Below are 23,711 nucleotides of genomic sequence, written 5' to 3'. Positions count from 1 at the left end.
TTAAGCTTTAGCCGAACCCAGGGCCGGGCGCAGGAGGCGGGCAGTACGTGATCAGCATCGACCGGCCGACGGCCGACCTCGGCGACGTGCGGGTGACGAACCGGGCCGCGGTGCTCCGGCACGTCCGCCGCCACGCCCCCTGCTCCCGGGCCGACGTCGCCGCACGCACCGGACTGAACAAGGCCACCGTCTCCAGCCTGGTCGCCGAGCTGATCGAACACGGGCTGCTGCGCGAGACCGGGCTGACCGAGAACCGGGTGGGCCGCCCCGCCACCATGCTCGTCCTCGACGGCGCCCGCTACGTCGGGCTCGGGCTGCGCGTCGGCGCGGACGAGCTGGTCGCGGTGGCCGCCGGGCTGGGCGGCGACCCGGTGCTCACGTGGCGGCGCGCGTTCCCCGCCGCCACCGCCGGTGCCGAGGAGACGGTGAAGGCGCTGGCGGCGCTGACCCGCCGCGCCGTCACCCGCGTCACCGGCGCCGAGCGCACGGTGCTCGGCCTCACCGTGGCCGTGCCCGGGCTGGTCGACGCCGACGGCGACGTGCCGGCCGCCCCGGCGCTCGGCTGGCGTGGCGTACCGCTCGCCGCCGCGTTGCGCCGCGCCCTGCGTGATCCGGGCTTCCCCCTCACCGTCGACAGCGAGGCCAACCTCGCCGTCCTGGCCGAGCAGCGGCACGGCCCGTACGCCGGCACGGCCGACCTGGTGCACCTCACCGGCGGCCCGGTGATCGGCGCGGGCCTGATCAGCGGCGGGCGGCTGCTGCGCGGCAGCAGGGGCTTCGCCGGCGACATCGGGCACCTGCCACTGGCCGCCGACGGCCCGCCCTGCGCATGCGGGCGGCGCGGCTGCCTGACCGCGCTGCTCGGCGTGGACGCGGTGATCGGCCGGCTGCTGCCGGACGCCGGCCCGGTCACCGATCACCTGCCGGAGATCGAACGGATTCAGGCGCTCGCCCGCGCCGGGGACGAGCCGGTACGCACCGGGCTCACCGAGATCGGCCGGCTGCTCGGCCAGGCGGTGTCGGTGCTGGCCGGGCTGCTCGACCCGGACGTGGTGGTGGTCGGCGGGCACCTGGCGGCGCTCTCGCCGTGGCTGCTGCCGGCCGCCCACGCCGAACTCGCCGCCCGTACACCGGTCCCGCCCGGCGTGCGGCTGGAGGCCAGCACGCTCGGGTCCGCGGCCGGCGCGCTGGGCGGGGCCACCGCGGCGCTGGCCACAGTGGAGGCGGGACGCCTGCCCGCCGGGTGACCCCTTGACCGCACCGGCCGGAAGGTGTCAACCTCGGTAGCGCCGCGTTCCGGGATCGGGCAACCTGCGAAAGCGGCGTGTTTTTCGGCGGTTGTCGAAGCGCTTCACCACCGCTCCGGGCCGACCCTGCCGACACCGACCACCACCCTTTTTCGCGTACGCGCCGCCCCGTCACCGGCACGGTCGTCGAAGCGCTTCGACGGCTGGGCGGCGGCCCGTACGCCGACCGGAGGCGCCCACCATGACCGACCCCGTCCCCCACCGTCTCGACGACCTGCTGGCCCGGCTCACGCTGCCGGAGAAGCTCGGCCTGCTGCACCAGTGGCAGGCGCCGGTGCCCCGGCTCGGCCTGCGCGCGTTCCGCACCGGCACCGAGGCGCTGCACGGCGTCGCGTGGCTCGGCACCGCCACCGTCTTCCCGCAGGCGATCGGCCTGGCCGCGAGCTGGAACCCGGACCTGATCCGGGCGGTCGGGGCCGCCGTCGGCGACGAGGTACGGGTCAAGCACCGCGCCGATCCGGTCCGGGTCGGCCTCAACGTGTGGGCGCCGGTGGTCAACCCGCTGCGCGACCCCCGCTGGGGACGCAACGAGGAAGGCTGGTCCGAGGACCCGTGGCTGACCGGCAAACTGGCCACCGCGTACGCGATGGGGCTGCGCGGCGACCACCCGATCCGGCTGCGCACAGCGCCGACGCTCAAGCATTTCCTCGGCTACAACAACGAGGCCGACCGGGCCACCACGTCCAGCGACCTGCCACCCCGGGTGCTGCACGAGTACGAGCTGCCGGCGTTCCGCGCCCCGCTGGCAGCGGGCGCGGCGGTCGCGGTGATGGCGTCGTACAACCTGGTCGACGGCGTACCGGCGCACCTGAGCCCGCTCATCGAGGGCGAGCTGCGCGGCTACGCCGACGACGACATCATGGTGGTCGGCGACGCCGGGGCGGTCGGCAACATCGCCGGCGTGCAGGAGTACCTGCCCGACCACGTGGCCGGGTTCGCCGCCGCGCTGCGCGCCGGGATCGACAGCTTCACCGAGGACGACGAGGACAGCGCCCCCACGGTGGAACGCCTCACCGAGGCGCTGGCCCGCGGTCTCATTGAGCCCTCCCACGTGGACCGGGCGGTACGGCGGATCCTGTCCGTCCGGTCGCGCCTGGGCGACCTGGACCCGGACCCCCACGACGACGTGCCGCCCCACACGCTCGACAGCCTCGCCCACCGGGAACTCGCCCGCGAGGCCGCCCGCCAGTCGGTCGTGCTGCTGCGCAACGACGGCCTGCTGCCGCTGCGCCCCGGCACCCGCGTCGCGGTGCTCGGGCCGCTCGCCGACACCGTGCTCACCGACTGGTACAGCGGCACCCCGCCGTACACGATCAGCGCGTACGCGGGGCTGCTCGGACGGCTGCCGGAGGTGACCACGCATCCCGGCACGGACCGGATCACGCTGCACACCGGTGACCGGGCGGTACGCCTCGACGGCGACGGCCCGCTGGCGCTCGGCGACACCGCGGCCGAGTTCGAGGTGGTCGACTGGGGACAGGACGTGGTGGCGCTACGCGCCGTGGACACCGGCCGGTACGTCGGCGCCGACGACGCCGGGGCCCTGGTGGCCGACCGCGAGGGACCGGGCGGCTGGGTGGTACGCGAGACGTTCCGCCTGGACCACCGGCCCGACGGCACGGCGGTGCTGTACCACCTGGCGACAGGACGGCACGTCGGCATCGCCCGGGACGGAACCCTGAGCGTGGCCACCGGTGATCCGGCCGCGTTCACCGTGACGCTGCGCGCCGACGGGGCGGCCGACGCCGCCGCGCTCGCCGCCGCCGCCGACGTGGCGGTGGTGGTGCTCGGCAACCACCCGATGGTCAACGGCCGGGAGACCGAGGACCGGGCCGACCTGACGCTGCCCACCGGCCAGGAGGAGCTGCTGCGCGCGGTGCACGCCGCGAACCCGCGTACCGTGCTGGCGCTGACCAGCAGCTACCCGTACGCGGTGGGCTGGGCGCAGGCGCACCTGCCGGCGGTGCTGTGGAGCGCCCACGGTGGACAGGAGCACGGCAACGGGCTCGCCGACGTGCTGCTCGGCGCCGCCGACCCGGGCGGGCGGCTCACCCAGACCTGGTACGCCGACACGGCCGAACTGCCCGACCTGCTCGACTACGACGTCATCGGCGCGGACAGCACCTACCTCTACCACCGGGGTGAGCCGCTGTACCCGTTCGGGCACGGGCTCAGCTACGCCGAGTTCGACTACGATGACCTACGGTTGAGCACCGCCACGGCACGTGCCGGCGAGGAGGTGGAGGTGAGCGTCGAGGTCACCAACACGGGCCGCCGCCCGGGCACCGAAGTGGTGCAGCTCTACACCCGGCAGCGGCGTTCCCGGGTCAAGCAGCCGCTGCGGCAGCTGCGCGACTTCGCCCGCGTCACGCTCGATCCGGGCTGTGCGGCCCGGGTGACGATGCGCCTGCGTACCGCCGATCTGGCCTGGTGGGACGAGACCCGCGCGGCGATGGTGGTGGAGGACACCGTCCACTCGGTGCTGGTGGGCCGGTCCGCTCGCGACATCCGGCTCGTCGGCGCGCTCGCCGTGACCGGAGACGCCACGACGGTCGCCCCGGCCGACCGCAGCTGTGGAGCCGCCCGGTGAGCGGGCGCGTCCCCGGCGAACAGGTCACCATCGCCGACGTGGCCCGGCACGCCGGAGTGGCCGCCAGCACCGTCTCGTACGTGCTCAGCGGCAAACGCAGCATCTCGGCCACCACCCGGGGACGGGTCCTCGACAGCGTCCGCGCGCTGGGCTACCACCCGCACGCCGGGGCGCGCGCCCTGGCCAGTCGCCGCGCCAACGTGATCGCGCTGGTGCTGCCGCTGCGTACCGGCATGCAGGTGCCGGTGGTGATGCGGTTCGCCACCGCAGTGGTCACCACCGCCCGCCGCTACGACCACGACGTGCTGCTGGTCACCGCCGACGAGGGCCCGGCCGGGCTGCACCGCATCGCCGGCAGCGCGCTCGTCGACGGCGTGCTGCTGATGGACGTCGAGCTGGAGGACTCCCGGGTGCCGCTGCTGCGGGAGCTGGCGCTGCCGGGTGTCCTGATCGGGCACCCCGCCGACAGCACCGGGCTGGCCTGCGTGGACCTGGACTTCCGGCGCGCCGGTGAGCTGTGCGTGGAACACCTGGCCGCCGCCGGGCACCGGCGGATCGCGCTGCTCGGCGCGCCCGCCGCGGTCTACGACCGGGGCACCGGGTTCGCCCACCGCACCCGCGCCGGGGTACGCGCCGCCGCCGGGCGGCTCGGCGTCGACGCGGTGACCCGGCCCTGCGAGGAGGGACCGGCTGCGGTACGCCGCGACCTGGAGGCGCTGCTCGCCGACCACCCGGACGTCACCGGCCTGGTGGTGCAGAACGAGTCGGCGGTCGGGCCGGTGCTGGCCACGCTGCCGCTGCTGGGCCGCCGGGTGCCGCGCGACGTGTCGGTGGTGGCGATCTGCCCGGACGAGCTGGCCGAGCAGTCCGGGCTCACCTGCGTACCGGTGCCCGCCGAGGAGGTCGGCCGGCAGGCGGTGGCGTTGCTGATGCGGCGGCTGAGCGGCGAGGGAGTGCCGGAGGTGACGTTGCTGGAACCGCACCTCACCGTGCGGGACACCAGCGCCCGCCGGTGACCGTGCACCGCGTCCACGACACCGCGCCGGCCGCCGACTGGACCGACGCGTTCCTCACCGGCAACGGCGAGCTGGGCCTCATGGTCCACGGGCAGCCGTACGCGGAACGGATCGTGGTGAACCACCACCGGCTCGTCCTGCCCAACGGCACCCGGGACGCCCGCGCGCCCGAGCTGGCCGGCCGGATGCCGGACATCCGCGCGCTGGTGCTCGCCGGGCGCCGCGCCGAGGCCGCCCGGCTGCTCACCGGCGGCCGGGAGCTGGAGTGGACCCAGTCGTTCCACCCCGGGTACGCGCTCACCGTCGACGCACCGCCGGGCCCGGTACGCGGCTACCGGCGCGACACCGACTTCACCACCGGGGAGGTGGAGGTGCAGTGGTCGGGCGGGCGGCGGCGTTGCTTCGTCTCCCGCGCCGACGGCGTGGCGGTGCTCCACCTCGACCAGGGCGACTGCGTGGTCGGTGTGACCGGTGAGCTGCCCGGCCGGCCCGCCGACGTGGTGTACGAGCAGGCCGCGTACCGCCGCGACGGGCTGGTGTTCCTGCGGGTACGCGCCCGCTACCCGCACGCCGGCGGCGCGTACGGATTCGAGGGGTTGACGCTGCTGCGCGGCGACGTGAGCGTCGACGGCGACCGGGCGCGGGTACGCGGACCGGCCCTGCTCACCATGCTCGTCGACCGGCCCGACGCGCCGCCGTGGCGCACCCGGGACTCGGAACGGCGGCTCGCCGCGCTGACCGGGGACTACGACGCGCTGCTGGCCCGGCACGTGCCGCGCCATCGCGGGCCGTACACCCGGGTCGGCCTGGACCTCGGCGTGCCCGCCGCCGACCGGGCGCTGCCGGTGGGTGAGCTGCTGGCCCGGCAGGCCGCCGCGCCGCACCGGCTGGACCCGGCGCTGCTGGAGCGGCTGTTCCACTCCGGCCGGTACCTGCTGTTCAGCGCCAGCGGGGTGCTGCCGCCCCGGCTGACCGGGCTGTGGCTGGGCTCCTGGGACGCGGCGTGGGCCGGTGACTTCACCACCGACGCGAACCTGAACCTGCAACTCGCCGGGGCGAACGTGGGCGCGCTGCCGGAGGTGACAGCGGCGCACGCCCGGCTGGTCGCCGCGCAGGTGGCCGACTGGCGCGCCAACGCCCGGGCCGTGTACGGCGCGCGCGGGCTGCTGGCGCCCAGCCGCACCGACGGCGAGCACGGGCACCTGTTCCACGTCCACCCGGACTGGCCGTTCACCGCGTGGCTGGCCGGCGCGGACTGGCTGCTGCACCCGCTGCACGAGCATCATCTGGTCACCGGTGAGCCGCTGGGCGAGGTGGCCGGGTGGCTGGCCGAGGTGGCGGACTTCTTCGCCGACGTGCTCACCGCTGTGGACGGGCAGCCGGCGCTGGTGCCGTCGTACTCGCCGGAGACCGGCCCGTACGACGACACCGGCCGGACCGCGCCGGTCGCGATCAACGCCACCATGGACGTCGCCGCCGCCCGGCACGCGCTGCGGCTGGCCGCCGAGGTGACCGGCACCGACCGGTGGGCCGGGGTACGGCCGCCCGGCTACCTGGTGGACGGGCGCGGCGCGCTCGCCGAGTGGGCGTGGACCGGCAGCACCGGCGACGAGAACCACAGGCACGTCAGCCACCTGTATCCGGTGTGGCCGCTCGACGAGATCAACAGGGACGACACCCCGGAACTGGCCGCCGCCGCGCACCGGGCGCTGACGCTGCGCGGCGACGAGGACGGTTCCGCGCACGGCAGCCTGCACCGGGCGCTGGCGGCGGCGCGGCTGCGCGACGGCGACCTGGTAGCGGCGAACCTGGGCAAGATCCTCGGCGCGGACATGTTCTTCCGGTCGCTGATGAGCGCGCACAACCCGGGCCGGACCACGTACAACGCCGACGCCGCGCACGCGCTGCCGGCGGTGCTGATCGAGTCGCTCGTGCAGTCGCGCCCGGGAACGCTGCGGCTGCTGCCCGCGCCGCTACCTGAACTGCCCGCCGGGACGCTGCGCGGCGTCACCTGCCGGGGCCGGGTCACCGTCGAGGAGCTGACCTGGGCGCCGGGCCGAGTCCGGGCCCGGCTGGTGTCGCCGGTGGCGCAGCGCGTGGTGGTGCACGCACCCGGGGACCGCCGTGCGGTGGAACTGGCCCCGGACCGGCCGTACGAGGTGGCGTTCGGCTAGAGGTTGGCGGGCTGGCGCAGCGCCGGGTGGCTCTCGCCCGGCGCGGCGTACCAGGGCGGGGCGTCGTCGGTGAGCGCGGTGCCGATCCGCAGCCGCGACCAGTCGTCCAGTTCGGGCAGCGCGTCCGGGGCGAACCAGGCCACCGCCAGCGACTCGTCACCGTCGGCCGTCGGCGCGCCGCCGATCGCCCGGCAGCGGAACCAGACGTTCAGGTATTCGCAGGCGTCACCGTTGGGGTAGACCACCGGGTGGGTGGCGACACCGGCGAGCCGGTCGATCGCCACCTTGACGCCGGTCTCCTCGTGGACCTCGCGCACCAGCGCGTCGGCGGGTTGCTCGCCCGGGTCGACGGTGCCGGCCGGGACCGACCAGCGGCCGTTGTCGCCCCGGCGGGCCAGCAGCACCCGTCCCGCGTCGTCGGTGACCACGCCGCTGACGCCGTACAGCATGAGCAGGTCGTGGCCGATGTGGCGGCGCAGCCGGGCGATGTAGGGCGAGACGGCCATGGCGAGCAGGCTACCGGCGGTCCTGCCGGTGCCGCCGGACCATGCCCTCGGCCAGCGCCGCACCGTCCAGGTCACCGGCGGCCAGCCTGCCGGCGACGGTACGGCGCACGATCCGGTCCGCGAGGGCCGGGGCGTGCCGGGCCAGCGCCAGTTCGATCCGGCCGCGCCGGGTGGTGGCCACGTCCCGTGGCGCGCGGCGGGCGGTCGCGGCGCGCAGGATCGCCGCCACCACTCCCTCCACGGGTTCCGGGCGGGACACTCCGCTCAGCGACAGCCCGGCCGCCACAGTGCTGTCGTGGATCGGGGAGGCGACCATGCTGGGGTAGACCACGCTGACGCCGACGTGGGTGCCTACTTCGTGGCGCAGCGCGTCGGCGTACGCGACGAGCGCCCGCTTGCTGACCCCGTACGCGGCTGCGAGGGGCAGCGGCAGCACGGCCATCCGGCTGGCCACGAAGATCACCCGTCCGCGGGCGGCCTCCAGGGCGGGCATCGCGGCGGCGGTGGTCCGCCAGGCGGCGAGCAGGTTCACCTCGATCTGGCGGCGTACCACCTCGTCCGGCGGCAGCTCGGCGGGTGCGGGCCCGCCCACACCGGCGTTGTTGATGAGCAGGTCGAGTCCGCCGAGCCGGTCGATCGCGGCGGCCACGGCCGGTGGCGTCGCGGCCGGGTCGGTCAGGTCGACGCCGAGCACCGCAGGGGTGGCATCGGGGTCGGCGTGCAGGTCCAGCCCGACCACGTGCGCGCCTGCGGCGGTGAGCGCGGCACCCAGGTGCTGCCCGAATGTGCCGCGCGCGCCGGTGACCAGCACGCGTCGTCCGGCCAGGGCGCTGCGGCCCGGCGTGCCGGATCCGGCGGCCGAGCCTCGGCCTGCCGCGCCGGATCCGGTCCGCTGCGCGTCCTCGGCCGGGGGCCGTCCCGGGGCGTTCATCGTGCCGCTCCGGCGCGGCGCCGGCCGGCGGCCAGTTCGCGGCCCAGTTCGGCCAGGTAGACGTCGAAGTCGACGCGCATGTGCGGTCGGCGTTGCCCCCACCGGGCGGTGGCGGCGCGCAGCTCGTCGCGGCAGGCGGCGGCCTGCCGGGCCGCGTCCGGTGGCGTCCAGGTGCCGGCCAGGCGTGCGGCGACCAGCCGGGCCTGCGCCTCGACCAGGGGGAACGCGGCGCCGGTGGACTGCATCAGCCCGACGAACGCCAGCCCGGGGGCGTCCAGGTGGAACACGTGCCGGTACAGCGGCAGCCGGTCGGGGCCGTCGCCGAGCAGCGCCGGGTCGAGGAACGGCATCTCGACGCGGTAGCCGGTGCACCAGACGACCAGGTCGACCTCGTCGTGGCGGCCGTCGGTGAACTCGACCCGGTCGCCGTCGAAGCGGGCGATGCCGGGCCGGGCCTGGATGTCGCCGTGGGTGAGGCGGGACAGCAGCGCGTCGGACAGCGTCGGGTGGTCCTGGAGGAAGCCGTGCGCCGGTGCGGGCAGCCCGTACCGGGTGGGCGGCCCGACCGCGGTGGTGATCATGGTTTGGCTGATCCGCTGCCGCAGCCGCCACGGCAGCCGGCGGGCCAGCGCGCCGTTGAGCGTGTCCGACGGGCGGCCGAGCAGGTACTTCGGCACCACCCAGACGCCGCGGCGCAGCGACAGCAGCGTGCGTGCGGCGGCGTACGAGGCGTCGACGGCGATGTCCATGGCGGAGTTGCCGCCGCCGACCACGAGGACCCGTCGACCGGCGAGCTGTTCCGGCCCTCGGTAGTCGTGGCTGTGCATCTGCTCGGCGGCGCACTCGCCCGGGTACGGCTCGGGCCGCTTCGGCACCCGGTTGTGCCCGTTGGCGACCACCACCGCCTCGACGTCGACAGCGACCGGGCCGTCCGGGCCGGTGGCGCGTACCCGCCAGCCGTCGCCGGTGCGGGTGACCCGCTCGACGGTGTGGCGCAGCCGTACTGCCTCGCGCAGGCCGAACCGGTCGGCGTAGTCGGCGAGGTAGCCGGCGACGCGGGTGTGGTCGGGGTAGTCGGGCCAGTCGGCGGGCATCGGGTGGTCGGCGAACTCGGTGCGCCCCTTGCTGGTGTTCAGGTGCAGCGTCCGGTACGCGGGCGAGCCGGGTGCGCCGTACACCCAGAGGCCGCCGAGCGTGTCGGCCGCCTCGAACGCGACGGCCGGGATGCCGGCGTCGGCGAGCGCCTTGAGCGTGGCCAGTCCGGCGGCTCCGGCGCCGACGACGGCGACCCTCGGTGTGGCCATACCCGCCTCCTTAATCCAACGACTGATGGATAATCCCCGGAGCGCGGGCCGGCGTCAAGGCCGGGCGCCGCCGTACAGCGCGTCGAGGAAGCGGTGCACGAACGCCCGGAACTCCCGCCGCTCGCGCGCGCCCGAGCCGGTCCCAGCCGCCAGGGCCACCACGTGCCCGTGCACCGTCCAGACCAGGGAACGCACCGTCACGTGCGGCGTCGGCTCGGTCAGCGCGCCCGCCTCGGCCGCCGCGACGAGCAGCTCCTCGACCAGCCCGTACAGCGGCGCGGCGTAGCGGCGGTCCAGCTCGCCGTGCCGCTGCGGCTCCAGCCAGCGGCGCAGCCACAACGCGGTGGTCTCCGGACGGTCCTCCAGGAAGTCGACGAACACGTCCAGCAGGTCGTGCAGCGCGCGCAGCGCGTCGTGCGGCCCGGCGGACAGGGCCGCCCGGGCGCGCTCCCCGGCTGCCTCGATGACCTCCCGCTCGGCGCTGAACACCCGGGCGAAGCAGGCGTCGTAGAGCTGCGCCTTGGTGCCGGTGTGGTGCACCACGGTGGCGGCGTCCACCCCGGCCGCGGCGGCGACGTCGCGGACGCTGACCGCGTCGAAGCCCCGCTCGGCGAACAATGCGGTGGCGGCGGCGAGCACCAGGTCACGGGTCGGGCGCTGGTCGTCGCGGCGGGGCCGACCGGGCCGGCGGCGAGGCATGGTCATCCGGCCATTGTTCCCCCTACAATCCAGCAACCGTTGGATTGGGGGCGGCGTGCCCCGAGGACAGGAGGCCGCGATGACCGGGCTGGATCAGCGCTCCGACGCGCTCACCCTGCCACGCGGCCCGCTCGCCGGGTTCGCCACCGGCTCACTCGGCATGGGCGTCTGGGTGACAGTGCCCGGGCTGCTGCTGCTCTACTTCCTGACCGACGTGCTGGCGGTCGCCCCGTGGCTGGCCGGGCTCACCCTGCTGCTGCCGAAGATCGCCGACGTGCTGCTGCACCCGTGGATCGGGCACCTCTGCGACGTCGAGCAGGCCCGCCGGGGTCACCGCCGACGGCTGCTGCTGGCCGGGTGCGCGCTGCCGCTGGCGTTCGCCGCGCTGTTCGCCGTGCCCGGCGGCCTCACCGGCGCCGCCGCGGCCGGCTGGGTGGCGGTGTTCTTCGTCGCCGGCAACCTGCTGTTCGCCGCGTACCAGGTGCCCTACCTGGCGACCCCTGCCGATCTGCGGATCGGCTACCACGAGCGGACCCGGCTGATGGCGTTCCGGATGGTGGTGCTGACGCTCGGCATCCTGGTCTCCGGGCTGCTCGCGCCGCTGCTGGCCGGCGGCGACGACGCCACCCGCGACGGTTACCTGCTGATGGGCGTGGTGCTGGCGGCCGGGATGCTCGCCGCGATGCTGGTCGGCGTCGCCGGGATCGGCCGGCTGCGCCGTACCGCCGCCGACACGGCCCCGCCGCACGGTCCGGGCGGGTGGCGGGCGCTGGCCGCGAGCCTGCGGGACCGGCAGTTCCGCTGGCTGGTCGGCGCGTACCTGGCCATGTCCACCACCACCCACCTCGTGCTGGCCGGCGTGCCCTACTACGCCGAGTACGAGCTGGGCCGCCCCGGACTCACCACAGTGCTCGTGGCCGCGTTCGTCGCGCCCGCGCTGCTGGTGACCCCGGTCTGGCTGACGGTGGCGCGGCGGATCGGCAAGCAACGCGCCCTGCTCGCCGCGCAGGCCGCGTTCGCCGCCGGGTCCCTCGTGCTGGCGATCGGCCGTCCCGCCGGACTGCCGGTGCTGGTGGCCGCCGTGGCGGTGCTCGGGGTGGCGTTCGCCGGCATGCAGTTGCTGCCGTTCTCCATGCTGCCCGACGTGATCCGCGCGGGCGGCGGCGCCGAGCGGGCCGGCACGTACACCGGGGTGTGGACCGCCACCGAGGCCACCGGCGCGGCGCTCGGCCCGTACGCGTACGCGCTGTGCCTGGCCGCCGGCGGGTTCGTGGCCTCGACCGCCGGGCAGACCGTGACCCAGTCCCCGGCCGCGCTGGACGCGCTGCGCTACGGCTTCGGGCTGCTGCCCGCCGCCGTGATGGTGGTAGCGGTGCTGTTGCAGCGCCGCTACACCCTCGACGGCGCGGCCCGCGCCGACGCCGCCGGATAGACTTCGCCCCCGATGGACGCCGAGCCCGCCACCGACACCCGACCCTGCGCCCACTGCGGACGCGACGTGCCGCAGCGCGTCAGCGCGGGCCGCCCGTTCCGCTACTGCCGGGACAACGACGGCGCCTGCCAGCGGGCCGCGCGCAACTCGCGGATGCGTCACCGCAACTCCCCCGGCCTGCCCGGGCAGGTGGCGCGCACCTGGGAGGCGGTGGACCGGCTCGACCAGATCGTCGAGACCCTCACCGAGGCGCTGCACGCCGAGCTGTCCCCGGCGGGTGTGGAACGGCAGCTCGCCGAGCTGCGCGCGGAGACGTCCGCGCAGGTGGCGGCCGCGCACGCCGAGCGCGACGAGGCGCGCCGCGAGGCCGAGGACGCGACCGCGGCGGCGGCCCGCGAACGGCAGCAGGCCCGCGCCGCGTACGCCGAACGCGACGCCGCCGCCGACCGGGCCGAGCGGGCGGAGGCGGCGGCCGCGACGGCCGCCGAGCGGGTCGCCGCCGCCGAGGACGCCCGCGACGCGGCCCGTGCCGAGGCGGGCGCGGCGCAGGCGCTGCGGGTGCAGGCCGAACGCGACCGCGACGCCGCCCGGCACGACCTGCGCACGGTACGCGCCGAACGCGACGCCGAACGCCGCCGCGTCGCTGAGCTGACCACCGAACGGGACACCGCCCGCGCCGACGCCGAGCGGGCCACCCGGTCCGCCGCCGAGGCCCTGGACCGGGCCGAACAGTCCCGCGCCGACGCCGACCGGGCGCGCGCCGACGCGCAGGCCGCCCAGGGGCGGGCCACCGAGGCCGAGCGCGCGGCGCGGACCGCCGCCGAACGCGCCGACGCCGAGGCCACCGCAGCGCGGGCGGCGCGCGCCGAGCGGGACCGGGCCGACGCGGTACGTGCCGACGCCGAGGCGGCGCTGGAGCGGGCCCGCGCCGAGGCGAGCGCGGCGATCGAGGCGGTCCGCGCCGAGGCTGCCGCTGCCGTCGAGCGGTTCCGGGCCGACGTGGCCGCCGCGGTGGAGCAGGCCGCGGCCCGTACCGCCGAGCGGGACGCGCTCGCCGCGGAGCTGGCCGACGTGCGGCGTGCCGCGAGCGCCGCCGAGGCGCGGGCGGCCGACCTGGCCGCGCGCACGGCCGTGATCGAGGCGGACCGGGACGCCGCGCAGCGGCGCGCCGGGCAGCTCGCCGACCAGGTCAGTGACCTGGCGACGGCGCTGGCGCGGCTCGGCACCCGCACCGGCTGACCGCCACGGGCTGGGAAGGGGGCAGCGCCGGACCCGTGCCGGCGGCGAGGATCGGGGCATGGGAAAGACATACGAGCGCATCGACGGCCGGCTGCGGGACTTCATCGAGGCGCAGCCGATGTTCTTCGTCGCCACCGCCCCGCTGTCCGGTGACGGCACCGTCAACCTGTCCCCGAAAGGGCTGCGCGGCTGCTTCGCGGTGCTCGACGAGCACACGGTGGCGTATCTGGACTTCGCCGGCAGCAACGCCGAGACCATCGCCCACCTGCGGGAGAACGGCCGGATCACGCTGATGTGGTGCGCGTTCGCCGGCCCGCCGAACATCGTGCGGGTGCACGGGCGCGGCGAGCCGGTGTTCCGCGACGACCCGCGCTGGCCCGGCCTGCTGCGGCACTTCCCCGACATCGACCCCGGCCCGCACGGCCTGCGGGCGATCATCGTGGCGCACGCCGAGCTGATCCGCGACACCTGCGGCTACGCGGTGCCGTTCATGACCTACGACGCCGACCGCGACCTGCACGAACGCCGGTTCGCCCGGGAGGACGACACGTCGCTGAGCGCGTACTTCGCCGGCAAGGACCACGTCGCCACCAGCATCGACGGGCTGCCCGGCCTGCCGCTGCCACTGCCGCCCACTCCGTCGGTGTGAGCCAGGTCAGTGGATGCCGGCCATCAGGGTCCGGATCTGGCGGGTGAACATCACCGCGGCCAGGCCCAGCACCACCGAGGCCAGCCCGAAGGTCAGGAAGTACACCGGCTGCGACCAGGCGCCGGCCAGCCGGGCCACCTGGCCGCCGATCGCGTCGCCGACGGCGGTGGCGAGGAACCACAGGCCCAGCATCTGACTGGCGTACTTGACCGGGGCCAGTTTGGTGGTGGCGGACAGGCCGACCGGGCTCAGCGACAGCTCGCCGGCCACCTGGATCGCGTACACCGCGACCAGCCACAGCGGTGAGACCAGGTCGCCGCCGACGGCGGCCCGCGCGGCGGCGGCCATCAGCACGAACGACAGACCGTTGAGCACCAGGCCGACCGCGAACTTCGTGGGCGTGGACACCCGGTGCCCGAGCTTGAGCCACAGCGCGGCGGCCAGCGGCGCGCCGATGATGATCAGGATCGGGTTCACCGACTGCAGCCACGACGCCGGGAAGGTGAACCCGCCCACCGAGCGGTCGGTCTGGTCGGCGGCGAAGATGTTCAGCACCGATCCGGCCTGGTCGTAGATGAGCCAGAAGGAGGCGGCGAACACGAACAGCCACACGTACGCCTTCATGCGGCTGCGTTCGGTGCCGCTGATCTCCCGGTCGGTGAGGATCCGCGCGAAGTAGCCGACCGTCACCAGCACCGTCACCACGGTGAGCAGGTTGACCACGGTGTCGACGGTGAACCAGCCGGCCAGCAGCAGCACCAGCAGCACCGCGAGCAGAATCCCTGTGGCCACGCCGATGCGGGTCAGCGCGCGTCGCCGGTCCGCGCCGAGCAGTGGGTCCGCCGGGCGGGCGCCGGCGTCGCCGAGGTTGCGCCGGCCCAGCACGTACTGGAGTACGCCGAAGGTCATGCCGACCGCTGCCGCGCCGAACCCCAGATGCCAGTTGATCTTCTCGCCGAGGAAGCCGGTGATCAGCGGCGCGATGAACGCGCCCAGGTTGATGCCCATGTAGAAGATCGAGAACCCGGCGTCGCGGCGCGGCGAGTCCCGCTCGTACAGGTCACCGACCATGGTGGAGATGTTCGGTTTGAGCAGGCCGGTGCCGAGCACGATCAGCGCCATGCCGGCGAACACGCTCCACCCGGTCGGGATCGCCATCACGTAGTGGCCAGCGGCGATCACCACGCCGCCCCACAGCACACTGCGTCGCGCGCCGATCAGCCGGTCCGCCACCCAGCCACCGGGCAGGGCCATCAGGTAGACCATGGCGTTGTAGGTGCCGTACACGGCGTTGGCGCTGGACTCACCGATGTCGAGTCCGCCGTCGGCGACCGCGGCGGTCAGGTACAGCACCAGGATCGCCCGCATGCCGTAGAAGCTGAACCGCTCCCACATCTCGGTGAGGAAGAGCGTGGACAGCGCACGGGGATGACCGAAGAAGGTCTTGCCCGCGGGTGGCCGGGCCCCGACCGGCGCGTCACTGCTCATCGTCACCTCCGGCACGCAAACAGGTGGGTAACATCCCCATTGACAGGCGAAACACTCCACCGATTCGGCCCGGCCGGGGACGACCCCGCCGGGCAGCTGTCATGGCCGGTTACCCTTGGTTCTTCCGACCCGCGTACGGCCCTGCCGACGTGGGTGGGGAATGGGCGAACGGTGACCGGCCGTTACACCTGAAGACCAGCACCACGGACGAGGGGAAGTCGATCATGGGCGAGCGCATGCTGCGCGGTAGCCGGCTGGGCGCGGTCAGCTACGAATCCGACCGCAACACGGAGCTCGCGCCGCGCCAGACCCGCGAGTACCTCTGCGCCAAGGGCCACCAGTTCGAGGTGCCGTTCGCCGTCGACGCCGAGGTCCCGACGACCTGGGAGTGCAAGTTCGACGGCAGCGTCGCCCGCCTGGTCGACGGCACCGAGCCGGAGCAGAAGAAGGCCAAGCCGCCGCGTACCCACTGGGACATGCTGCTGGAGCGGCGCTCGATCGCCGAGCTGGAGGACATCCTCGCCGAGCGGCTCCAGGAGGTCCGGACCCGTCGCGGTCGCGCCTGAGCATCTCCCGCATGACCGAAACGCCCCCGGGATCACCCGGGGGCGTTTCCGTTGCCCGGGCGGGGCGCGGTCGCCAGTTCGGGGTGGTGGCGGGGTTGGGCGCGGTCTGATGCCACCACCTCGGCGAAGTGGAGTCGATCAAGCCGGTGGCCCGGCGCAACGCAGCGCGGCGGGCGTGCGTCAGCGGTCGACGATTTCGCCCTCGATGGCCTTGCCGGGGTCGGTGACCGGCTGGGGCGACGGCGAAGGCGCGGGACCCGGCGACGGTGACGGTGTGGGCTGCGGGGTCGGCTGCGGCGCGCCCCGGTACACCCGTACCCGGCGTGGCCCGAACAGGTCACCGGCGACCATCGACGACACCCGCCGCTCGGTGGCCCGGCGCACCCCGCCACCGGCCAGCCGGCGCATCGGCGGCAGCAGCAACAGCAGGCCCACCACGCCGCTGACCAGGCCCGGCATCGCCAGCAGCAGCGCACCCAGCAGCCCGACCAGCCCGTCGGTCACCTCGGGGCCCGGTGGACGGCCGGCCTGCGCCGCCGCGCGGAATCCGCGCCACGCCCGCATGCCCTCGCGGCGCAGCAGCACCAGGCCCAGCAGGGACGCGCCGAACACCAGCAGCACCGCCGCGCCGAACCCGACAGCCCGGCCGACCAGCACGAAAACGGTCAGCTCCAGCAGCGCCAACAGCAGCAGGGCCGGTGGTACGTACTTCAGTCCTCGGCGCATCTCACCTCATCCGCCCGGGGTCATCACGCCCCTCAAGCATGACACGCCTCGGCTCAAGGCCAGCGGGCGAGCGCGTCCGGGCGGGCGGACGCGGTCGCCAAACGATCCCGCACTCCCCACCGGGTGACCCGCCACAGCGCCTCGACCACGATCAGCGGGCTCATCTTGCTGTCGCCGTGTTCCCGCTCGGCGAACGTGATCGGCACCTCCACGATGCGTACCCCGGCTCGGTGCGCCAGCCGGGACAGCTCCACCTGGAAGGCGTACCCCTGGGAGCGCACCGAGTCCAGGTCGATGGCGTCCAGCGCGCTGCGCCGGTACACCCGGTAGCCGCCGGTGGCGTCGCTGACCGGCATGCCCAGCGCGAGCCGCGCGTACAGGTTGCCGACCCGCGACAGCAGCAGCCGCTGCCACGGCCAGTTCAGCACCCGCGCGCCGCGCGTCCACCGGGAGCCGATCACCACGTCGGCGTCGCGGGCGGCGTCCAGCAGCGCCGGCAGGTCCTCCGGCGCGTGCGAGCCGTCGGCGTCCATCTCCACCACGGCGTCGTAGCCGCGTGCGCGGGCCCAGGCGAAACCGGCCAGGTAGGCCGCGCCGAGCCCTTCCTTGCCTTCGCGGTGCAGCACGTGCACCCGCGGGTCGTCCCCGGAGAGCCGGTTCGCGATCGCGCCGGTGCCGTCTGGGCTGTTGTCGTCGGCGACGAGCACGTCCACCCCCGGCGCCGCCGCGCGTACCCGGGCGACGATCCGTTCGACGTTGTCGGCCTCGTTGTAGGTGGGGATGACCACCAGGACCCGCCCCACCCCGGGGTGGCCGGCCGTCCGCCTGTCGGCTGTCACCGCCACCGTCGCACCGCCTCCCGCTCGTCGGCTCAGCCGGGAGCGACCTCCCGGCGCCGGCGCAGCACGGCCGCGCCGGCCAGGGCCGCGACCGCCAGCGCCGTGAGCGCCACCTCCGGCCACACCCCGGCCGTGGTCGCCGGGGTACGCCCGTTGCCGAGTTCCATCTGCCGCACCACCACCGCGGCGGTGTTGAACCCGGTCGCACCGTCTACCCGCCCGTCCGGGGAAATGAACCCGGACACCCCGACCGTGGAGGCCATCAACGCGGCCCGGCCGTGCTCCACCGCCCGCAACCGCACCATGGCCAGCTGCTGGCGGGCCTCGGCCACGTCGAACGTGGCGTTGTTCGTCTGCACCACCAGCAGCTGCGCGCCGCCGGTCACGGTGTCCCGGACGATCCCGTCGTAGGCGACCTCGAAGCAGATCACGTCGCCGAGGACCGCCGCGCCCGCGTCGACCACGCCGGGCCGGTCACCGGGGACGAAGTCGGAGCTGACCCGGTCGACCTGCGAGCTGACCATGCGGGCGAGGGATCGCAGCGGCACGTACTCGGCGAACGGCACCGGATGCCGCTTGACGTACGTCTGGTCCAGGTCGACGCCCGTGCCGGGCCGCCACAGCAGCCCCACGTTGCGCACCTGCCCCGCCTCCGGGCCGGCGAGCACCGCGCCGACCAGGATCGGCGCGCCGATCGCGTCGGCGGCCTGCCCGATCCGTTCCCCCGCGGCCGGGTTGCGCAGCGGGTCGATGTCGCTGGAGTTCTCCGGCCACACCACCAGGTCGGGGCGGGGCTGCCCGCCCTCGGTGACCCGTTCGGCCAGTTCCAGCGTGGCGTCGACGTGGTTGTTGAGCACCGCCTGCCGCTGCGCGTTGAAGTCCAGCCCGAGGCGCGGCACGTTGCCCTGCACGATCGCGACGGTGACGGTGCCGTCCGCGCCGCGTACCTCGGCGGGCACGGCCGGGCCGGCGGCGAGCAGCGCGACCAGCCCGGCGGTGAGCCCGGCCACCGGCCGCCACTGCCCGGGCGCGCGACGCCAGTCCCGCCACGCCACCGCGACGAGGATCCCGCCGGCGACCGCTACCGCGAACGTGACCAGCGGCGCGCCGCCGAGCGCGGCCAGCCGCAGCATCGGCGACGTGTCCTGGCTGAACGCCAGCCGCCCCCACGGGAACCCGCCGAACGGGGTCCGGTCACGCAGCGCCTCCTGCCCCACCCACAACACGCCGGTGAGCAGCGGCCATGCCGCCCGGTGCCGGTCGGCCAGCGGCGACACCCAGGCGGTGGCGGCGCCCAGCAGCGCCAGGTAGGCGGCCTGCAGCAGCGACAGCAGCGCCCACGGCAGGTAGCCGGTGTGCAGGTTCGTCCACTCCAGCAGCGGCGCGAACAGCGCCACGCCGGTGAGGAAACCCAGCCCGGCGCCGGCACGCAACCGCCGCCGGTGCGCGGCGGCCGCCAGCAACGCCACCCCGACCGGGGCGAGCGGCCACATCCCGTACGGCGGGAACGCCAGCAGCAGCGCCACCCCGGCCAGTACGGCGGCCGGCACGGCCAGCGTCAGCGGCAGGGGACGCGCCCCGTCGGCGACGGTGCGCGACTGCTCCTGCTCCAGCGTCGTCACCGGCTTCTCCCCACGATCACGGGCCGAAGGCTACCCGCCCGTACCGGCCGTCGGCCCGCGCCCCTGCGCCACCGATCGGGCAACTGCGCCTCGGTGGGCGGGGCCCGCTGCCATGCTCGGCAGCATGAACGCTGAGCGGGGACGGGGTCGTGTCCTGCCGACCGCGCCCGGCTCGCGCGTCACCCGGGTGGAGTTGTTCTACGACCTGGTGTTCGTGTTCGCGTTCCTGAACGTCACGAACGTCCTCTCCGAAACCCTGAGCGGCAGGTCGTTGCTGGCGGGACTGCTGTTGCTGTTGCTGCTGTGGTGGTGCTGGGTGTCCTTCGCCGCCCTGGGCAACGTCGTCCGCACCGACCAGGGGGTGATGCCGCTTGTCGGCTCGGTGACGGTGGCCGCGCTGTTCGTGCTGACGCTGAGCACACCGTCGGCGTTCGCCGAGGAGCAGGCGCAGCAGCAGTCCGGTCCGCCCGGTCTGGTCTTGTTCGCCTGCTGCTACCTCATCATCCGGGCGGCCCAGGTGCTGGTGTTCCTGGCCCGCAGCAGCCGCCGCGGACGGACCGCCCTGCGCCTCGGTCTCCCACCGCTGACCAGCGTGGCGTTGATCCTCGCCACCAAGGCACTGCCCGAGTCACCCCAGCAGCCATGGGCGAGGTGGCTGCCGCTGGCGCTGTGGCTGGCCGCGGTCTGCGTCGAGTACACCTCCGGGGGCCTCGCCCCCAGCGCCGGGCTGACAGTCGTGTCCGCCGCCCACTGGGCCGAGCGATACGCGCTGATCCTGCTCATCGCGCTCGGCGAGTCGATCATTTCGCTCGGGCTGGGACCGAAGCTGAGCGCCGGCTTGCCGGCCACGTGGCCGGTGATCGTGGCGTCGGTGCTCGGCGTCACCATCATCGCGTCCCTGTGGTGGCTGTACTTCGACACTCTGGCACCCGCGCTGGAGCAGCGGCTGCATCGCACCCGCGACGTCCGGGCACGAGCGGCGCTCGCCCGCGACGCCTACGCCTACCTGCACCTGCCGCTGATCACCGGGATCATCCTGTTCGCCCTCGGGCTCAAGCGCTACCTCACCGTCATCTCCCACCCGCACGGCGATCCCTGGTGGGAACACGCCGCCGAGCTGGACAGCCGGGTGCTGTTCGCCGGGGTGGTCATCTACATGTTGGGACTGCTGGCGCTGGCGGTGCGGGCGACCCAACGGATTCCGGCGGTCGCCACCTGTGTGGTGCTCGTGCTGGCGGTGGGGCTGCCGTGGGCGGGCCGGCTGCCGGTGGTGGCCGCTCTGGCGATCCTGGCGGCGGTCAGCGTCTTCCTGGTGCTGTTCGGTCTGCGCGCGGGTGACCCGTGGCGTCGTCAGGTGCGCCGGACCGCGTTGGACGAGCAGGTCGCCGCCGAGCGGGAGCAGTCCGAATGGCGCCGGCGTCACCTGTGACCGGCGGGTGGGGAGTGTGGGCGGTACCGGCGACAGGCGACAATCGGGCCCATGCGGTTCGGTGTGCTCGGCGCGACCCAGGCGTACGCGGCCGACGGCAGCGCGCTCCCGGTCGCCGGTGAGCGGCTGCGTGCCCTGCTGGTGCTGCTGCTGCTCGACGCCGACCGCACGGTGCCGCCGCGGCGGCTCATCGACGGCGTCTACGGCGACCGGCCGCCGGAGCAGGCCGCGAACGCGTTGCAGTCGCAGGTGTCGCGGCTGCGGCGGCTGCTGCCCGGGGCGCGCATCGAGTTCGGTCCGGCCGGTTACCGGCTGGCCGTCGACCCGCAGCGGGTGGATGTGCACCGGTTCACCCGGCTGGCCGGGGCGGGACGGGCGGCGCTGGCCGACGGTGATCCGCGCGGCGCGGCGGCGCTGCTGCGCGACGCGCTGGACCTGTGGCGCGGTGAACCCCTCGCGGATGTCGCCGGGGCGCCGTTCGCCGACGTCGAGGCGGCCCGGCTGCGCGAGCTGCGCCTGGCGGCGATCGAGGACCGGGTCGAGGCGGACCTGGCGCTCGCGCCGCCCGGGGCGCCGCTGATCGCCGAGCTGCGGACCCTGGTGGCGGCGCATCCGCTGCGGGAGCGGCTGCACGGTTTACTGATGCGCGCCCTGCACGGCGCGGGCAGCCGCGCCGAGGCCCTCGCCGCGTACGCCGACGCGCGCCGCGTGCTGGCCGAGGAGCTGGGCGCCGACCCGTCGGCGGAGCTGGTCGCGTTGCACGCCACGCTGCTGCGCGACGACCCCGCGCCGCCGGCGCGGCTGCCCGCCCCGCTGACCAGCTTCGTCGGCCGGGAACGGGAGTTGCGGCGCGTCGAGGAGCTGCTGGCCTCGGCGCGGCTGGTGACGTTGCACGGCCCCGGCGGCGCCGGGAAGACCCGGCTGGCCACCACCGCGGCGTCCCGGCACGACGGGCCGGTGTGCCTGGTGGAGCTGGCCGCTGTCGCGCCCGGCTCGCCTGTGGCGCCGGCGGTGCTGACCGCGCTGGACCTGCGCGACGCCGGGCTGCGCGCCCCGGGCGGGCCCCGGGACCTCACCGACCGGCTGGTGGCGGCGCTGGCCGGCCGGCGTCTGCTGCTGGTGCTGGACAACTGCGAGCACGTGATCGACGACGCGGCCCGGCTGGCCGCCCGGCTGCTCGCCGCCGCTCCCGGGCTGCGGGTGCTGGCCACCAGCCGGGAGCCGCTGGGCCTCACCGGTGAGGCACTGTGCCCGGTCGGTGGCCTGGCCGTCCCGGACGCGCCGAGCGCACCGGAGACGGCGGCCGCGTACCCGGCGGTGCGGCTGTTCGCCGACCGGGCCGCCGACGTGGCGCCCGGGTTCACCCTCGACGCCGACACCACCCCGGCGGTGCTGCGGATCTGCCGTACCCTCGACGGGCTGCCGCTGGCCCTGGAGCTGGCCGCGGCGCGGCTGCGGGCCCTGCCGGTGACGCAGGTCGCGGCCCGGCTGGACGACCGGTTCCGGCTGCTGCGCCGCGGCGACCGCGCCGCCGCGCCCCGCCACCGCACGCTGGAGGCGGTGGTGGGGTGGAGCTGGGACCTGCTCGACGCCCCGGAGCGGCTGCTGGCCGCCCGGATGAGCGTGTTCGCCGGCGCCGCCGACCTGGCCGCCGTGCAGGCGGTGTGCGGCCCGGACGCCGCCGACGTCCTGGACACCCTCACCGGCCTGGTCGACAAGTCGCTGGTGGAGGCGGCCGGCGGGCGCTACCGGATGCTGGAGACGATCCGCGAGTTCACCGCCGCCCGGCTGGCCGAGCACGGCGAGACCGGGCGGGTGCGCGACGCGCACGCCGCGTACTTCCTGGGTCTGGCGCAGGCCGGCGACGCGGGCCTGCGCGGCGGCGGCCAGGAGCGGTGGCTGCGCCGCCTCGACGCCGCCCGCGACGACCTGCACGCGGCGCTGCGCCACGCGGACACCGCGACCGGCCTGCGGCTGGTCGCGGCGCTGGCGTTCTACTGGTGGCTGCGGGGCCTGCGTGGGGAGGGCGCGGCGCCGGCCCGGCGGCTTGTCGACCGGCTCGGCGGCCCGCCCGACGGCCTGGCCGAGGAGTACGCGCTGGCCCTGCTGATCGCCACGCTCGCCGGTGGCGGCGAACGCAGCGAGGTCGACGCCGCGTCGCGGATCCTGTGGACCATGGCCCGGCCGCCCCGGCATCCGTTCCTGCTCTACCTGTCCGGCATGGCCAGCGGCCCCCCGTCGCCGCAGGACGCGGCGGCGCTGCACGAGCGGGCCGTCCGGGACCGGCTGCTCGGCGCCGACCCGTGGAGCCGGGCGCTGGGCCGCCTGGGCACCGCGATGGTCAGTCTGCTGCACGGCCGTCACGCCCAGGCCCACGCCGACCTGGACGGCGCGCTGGCCGGTTTCCGGGCGCTCGACGACCGCTGGGGCATGATCGTGACGCTGTCCACCCGCGCCGAGGCGGCCTACCGCACCGGTGACGTCGCGTCGGCGGCCGCGCCGATGGCCGAGGCGCTGGAGCTGGCCGAGCAGCTCGGCTCCACCCTGGACCTGGCGGAGCTGCTGCGGACCCGCGCCGACGGGCGGCTCGCCGCCGGTGACCTGACCGGCGCGGCCGAGGACTTCCGGCGGGTGCGGCGCATCGCCGGGCCGGCCGGCGCGCCGGAGCTGGTCGCCGCCGCGTACCTGGGGCTCGGTGAGATCGCCCGCCGCGACGGCGACCCGCGGCGGGCGCGGGCGTTGTGCGAACGGGCGGTCGCGCAGTGCCCGTCGGGCTGGTTCGGCGCCGATGTGGTGCGGCTCGCGGCGCTGGTGACGCTCGGGCAGCTCGCCGACGCCACCGGCGACCCGGCTACGGCCCGCGCCCACTACCGGCAGGTCCTCACCGCCGGCGTCGGTGTGTGGGACGTGCCGGTGGTGGCCGCCGCCGCGGACGGGCTGGCCGGGCCGCTGCTGCGCGACGGCGACCCCGAGTCGGCGGCCCGGCTGCTGGGCGCGGCGGCGGCGCTGCTGGCGGGCACCGGCGCGGCCGACGCGCCGGCCGGCACACCCACCGCCGTCGAGCTGCGGGAACACCTGGGTGAGGCGGCGTTCGCCACCGCGTACGCCGGGGGCGCGGACCTGCCCCGGCAGCGGGCGCTGGCGCTGGTCGACGGGCGCTGACCGGCCCGGTGCGCGCGCGGTGCGCGCCCGGT

At 75.6% G+C, this 23,711-nt stretch carries 18 protein-coding genes; 10 read left to right on the top strand and 8 right to left on the bottom strand.

The annotated features are described in order from the left end of the window. The first annotated feature begins 47 nt into the window (after window positions 1-47). From PVK74_RS05995 to PVK74_RS05980, 4 genes are all read left to right on the top strand, one after another. Window positions 48-1,247 carry an ROK family transcriptional regulator gene (locus PVK74_RS05995; RefSeq protein WP_274478433.1) on the top strand — a complete coding sequence of 400 codons (1,200 nt, stop codon included), beginning with the start codon at window positions 48-50 and terminating at the stop codon, window positions 1,245-1,247. 241 nt (window positions 1,248-1,488) lie between these two features. Then, window positions 1,489-3,897, top strand: coding sequence for a beta-glucosidase family protein (locus PVK74_RS05990; protein WP_274478432.1), 2,409 nt, complete (start codon window positions 1,489-1,491; stop codon window positions 3,895-3,897). Further along, window positions 3,894-4,913, top strand: a complete 1,020-nt coding sequence (locus tag PVK74_RS05985) for a LacI family DNA-binding transcriptional regulator (protein ID WP_274478431.1) — start codon at window positions 3,894-3,896, stop codon at window positions 4,911-4,913. The genes PVK74_RS05990 and PVK74_RS05985 overlap by 4 nt, the downstream gene beginning before the upstream one ends. Then, window positions 4,910-7,087, top strand: coding sequence for a glycoside hydrolase family 95 protein (locus PVK74_RS05980; RefSeq protein WP_274478430.1), 2,178 nt, complete (start codon window positions 4,910-4,912; stop codon window positions 7,085-7,087). The genes PVK74_RS05985 and PVK74_RS05980 overlap by 4 nt, the downstream gene beginning before the upstream one ends. Here PVK74_RS05980 and PVK74_RS05975 read toward each other — a convergent pair. Genes PVK74_RS05975 through PVK74_RS05960 form a run of 4 tightly spaced genes read right to left on the bottom strand, consistent with a single transcriptional unit; the run spans window position 7,084 to window position 10,533 of the window. Beyond that, a complete protein-coding gene (locus PVK74_RS05975; protein ID WP_274478429.1) occupies window positions 7,084-7,593 on the bottom strand; it encodes an NUDIX hydrolase in 510 nt (169 codons plus the stop codon). The two genes, PVK74_RS05980 and PVK74_RS05975, sit on opposite strands and share 4 nt — an antisense overlap. Before the next feature lie 10 nt (window positions 7,594-7,603). Then, window positions 7,604-8,524 carry an SDR family NAD(P)-dependent oxidoreductase gene (locus PVK74_RS05970; RefSeq protein WP_240925950.1) on the bottom strand — a complete coding sequence of 307 codons (921 nt, stop codon included), beginning with the start codon at window positions 8,522-8,524 and terminating at the stop codon, window positions 7,604-7,606. Then, window positions 8,521-9,828: a flavin-containing monooxygenase gene (locus tag PVK74_RS05965; RefSeq protein ID WP_274478427.1), complete on the bottom strand. Its 1,308-nt coding sequence runs from the start codon at window positions 9,826-9,828 to the stop codon at window positions 8,521-8,523. The genes PVK74_RS05970 and PVK74_RS05965 overlap by 4 nt, the downstream gene beginning before the upstream one ends. A gap of 54 nt (window positions 9,829-9,882) precedes the next feature. Continuing rightward, window positions 9,883-10,533, bottom strand: a complete 651-nt coding sequence (locus PVK74_RS05960) for a TetR/AcrR family transcriptional regulator (protein WP_227457361.1) — start codon at window positions 10,531-10,533, stop codon at window positions 9,883-9,885. Window positions 10,534-10,606: 73 nt separating this feature from the next. On the opposite strand from PVK74_RS05960, the gene PVK74_RS05955 reads away from it, so the two are divergent. The 3 genes from PVK74_RS05955 to PVK74_RS05945 are packed head-to-tail and all read left to right on the top strand — an operon-like array spanning window position 10,607 to window position 13,847. Beyond that, entirely contained in the window at window positions 10,607-11,959 is a 1,353-nt protein-coding gene (locus PVK74_RS05955) for an MFS transporter (protein ID WP_069089682.1), read from the top strand. 12 nt (window positions 11,960-11,971) lie between these two features. After that, complete coding sequence (locus PVK74_RS05950) at window positions 11,972-13,198, top strand: hypothetical protein (RefSeq protein WP_274478426.1); 1,227 nt, start codon at window positions 11,972-11,974, stop codon at window positions 13,196-13,198. A gap of 58 nt (window positions 13,199-13,256) precedes the next feature. Continuing rightward, window positions 13,257-13,847, top strand: coding sequence for a pyridoxamine 5'-phosphate oxidase family protein (locus PVK74_RS05945; protein ID WP_043324102.1), 591 nt, complete (start codon window positions 13,257-13,259; stop codon window positions 13,845-13,847). Window positions 13,848-13,853: 6 nt separating this feature from the next. Here the strand turns inward: PVK74_RS05945 and PVK74_RS05940 are convergent, their stop codons facing one another. Beyond that, on the bottom strand, window positions 13,854-15,335 hold the full coding sequence (locus PVK74_RS05940) for a peptide MFS transporter (RefSeq protein ID WP_043330143.1): 1,482 nt from the start codon (window positions 15,333-15,335) through the stop codon (window positions 13,854-13,856). A 224-nt stretch (window positions 15,336-15,559) separates the two neighbouring features. Between PVK74_RS05940 and PVK74_RS05935 the strand changes: the two genes are divergently transcribed. Further along, window positions 15,560-15,901: an RNA polymerase-binding protein RbpA gene (locus tag PVK74_RS05935; protein ID WP_007070998.1), complete on the top strand. Its 342-nt coding sequence runs from the start codon at window positions 15,560-15,562 to the stop codon at window positions 15,899-15,901. Between the two features lie 180 nt (window positions 15,902-16,081). On the opposite strand, the gene PVK74_RS05930 is transcribed toward PVK74_RS05935, so the two are convergent. The 3 genes from PVK74_RS05930 to lnt are packed head-to-tail and all read right to left on the bottom strand — an operon-like array spanning window position 16,082 to window position 19,088. Next, window positions 16,082-16,627 carry an FxsA family protein gene (locus PVK74_RS05930; protein WP_274478425.1) on the bottom strand — a complete coding sequence of 182 codons (546 nt, stop codon included), beginning with the start codon at window positions 16,625-16,627 and terminating at the stop codon, window positions 16,082-16,084. Window positions 16,628-16,680: 53 nt separating this feature from the next. Next, window positions 16,681-17,472, bottom strand: coding sequence for a polyprenol monophosphomannose synthase (locus tag PVK74_RS05925; protein WP_043324106.1), 792 nt, complete (start codon window positions 17,470-17,472; stop codon window positions 16,681-16,683). 26 nt (window positions 17,473-17,498) lie between these two features. Then, window positions 17,499-19,088 (bottom strand): apolipoprotein N-acyltransferase, encoded by a 1,590-nt coding sequence (lnt, locus tag PVK74_RS05920; protein ID WP_274478424.1) that lies wholly within the window; start codon window positions 19,086-19,088, stop codon window positions 17,499-17,501. A 112-nt stretch (window positions 19,089-19,200) separates the two neighbouring features. Here lnt and PVK74_RS05915 point away from each other — a divergent pair, with 112 nt between their 5' ends. Further along, window positions 19,201-20,517, top strand: a complete 1,317-nt coding sequence (locus PVK74_RS05915; protein WP_069089687.1) for a low temperature requirement protein A — start codon at window positions 19,201-19,203, stop codon at window positions 20,515-20,517. 51 nt (window positions 20,518-20,568) lie between these two features. Continuing rightward, on the top strand, window positions 20,569-23,679 hold the full coding sequence (locus PVK74_RS05910; RefSeq protein ID WP_274478421.1) for an ATP-binding protein: 3,111 nt from the start codon (window positions 20,569-20,571) through the stop codon (window positions 23,677-23,679). The last annotated feature ends 32 nt before the right edge of the window (window positions 23,680-23,711 follow it).

This window comes from Micromonospora chalcea (assembly GCF_028768405.1).
GTDB lineage: Bacteria > Actinomycetota > Actinomycetes > Mycobacteriales > Micromonosporaceae > Micromonospora > Micromonospora chalcea.
This window is presented reverse-complemented; position numbering and strand designations above follow the sequence as displayed.

Coding starts and splice junctions, on each gene's coding strand:
- PVK74_RS05960 (WP_227457361.1), bottom strand. CDS start 10,533: ATGACCATGCCTCGCCGCCGGCCCGGTCGGCCCCGCCGCGACGACCAG.
- PVK74_RS05915 (WP_069089687.1), top strand. CDS start 19,201: ATGCTCGGCAGCATGAACGCTGAGCGGGGACGGGGTCGTGTCCTGCCG.
- PVK74_RS05990 (WP_274478432.1), top strand. CDS start 1,489: ATGACCGACCCCGTCCCCCACCGTCTCGACGACCTGCTGGCCCGGCTC.
- PVK74_RS05930 (WP_274478425.1), bottom strand. CDS start 16,627: ATGCGCCGAGGACTGAAGTACGTACCACCGGCCCTGCTGCTGTTGGCG.
- PVK74_RS05965 (WP_274478427.1), bottom strand. CDS start 9,828: ATGGCCACACCGAGGGTCGCCGTCGTCGGCGCCGGAGCCGCCGGACTG.
- PVK74_RS05970 (WP_240925950.1), bottom strand. CDS start 8,524: ATGAACGCCCCGGGACGGCCCCCGGCCGAGGACGCGCAGCGGACCGGA.
- PVK74_RS05945 (WP_043324102.1), top strand. CDS start 13,257: ATGGGAAAGACATACGAGCGCATCGACGGCCGGCTGCGGGACTTCATC.
- PVK74_RS05935 (WP_007070998.1), top strand. CDS start 15,560: ATGGGCGAGCGCATGCTGCGCGGTAGCCGGCTGGGCGCGGTCAGCTAC.
- PVK74_RS05975 (WP_274478429.1), bottom strand. CDS start 7,593: ATGGCCGTCTCGCCCTACATCGCCCGGCTGCGCCGCCACATCGGCCAC.
- PVK74_RS05955 (WP_069089682.1), top strand. CDS start 10,607: ATGACCGGGCTGGATCAGCGCTCCGACGCGCTCACCCTGCCACGCGGC.
- PVK74_RS05940 (WP_043330143.1), bottom strand. CDS start 15,335: ATGAGCAGTGACGCGCCGGTCGGGGCCCGGCCACCCGCGGGCAAGACC.
- PVK74_RS05910 (WP_274478421.1), top strand. CDS start 20,569: ATGCGGTTCGGTGTGCTCGGCGCGACCCAGGCGTACGCGGCCGACGGC.
- PVK74_RS05950 (WP_274478426.1), top strand. CDS start 11,972: ATGGACGCCGAGCCCGCCACCGACACCCGACCCTGCGCCCACTGCGGA.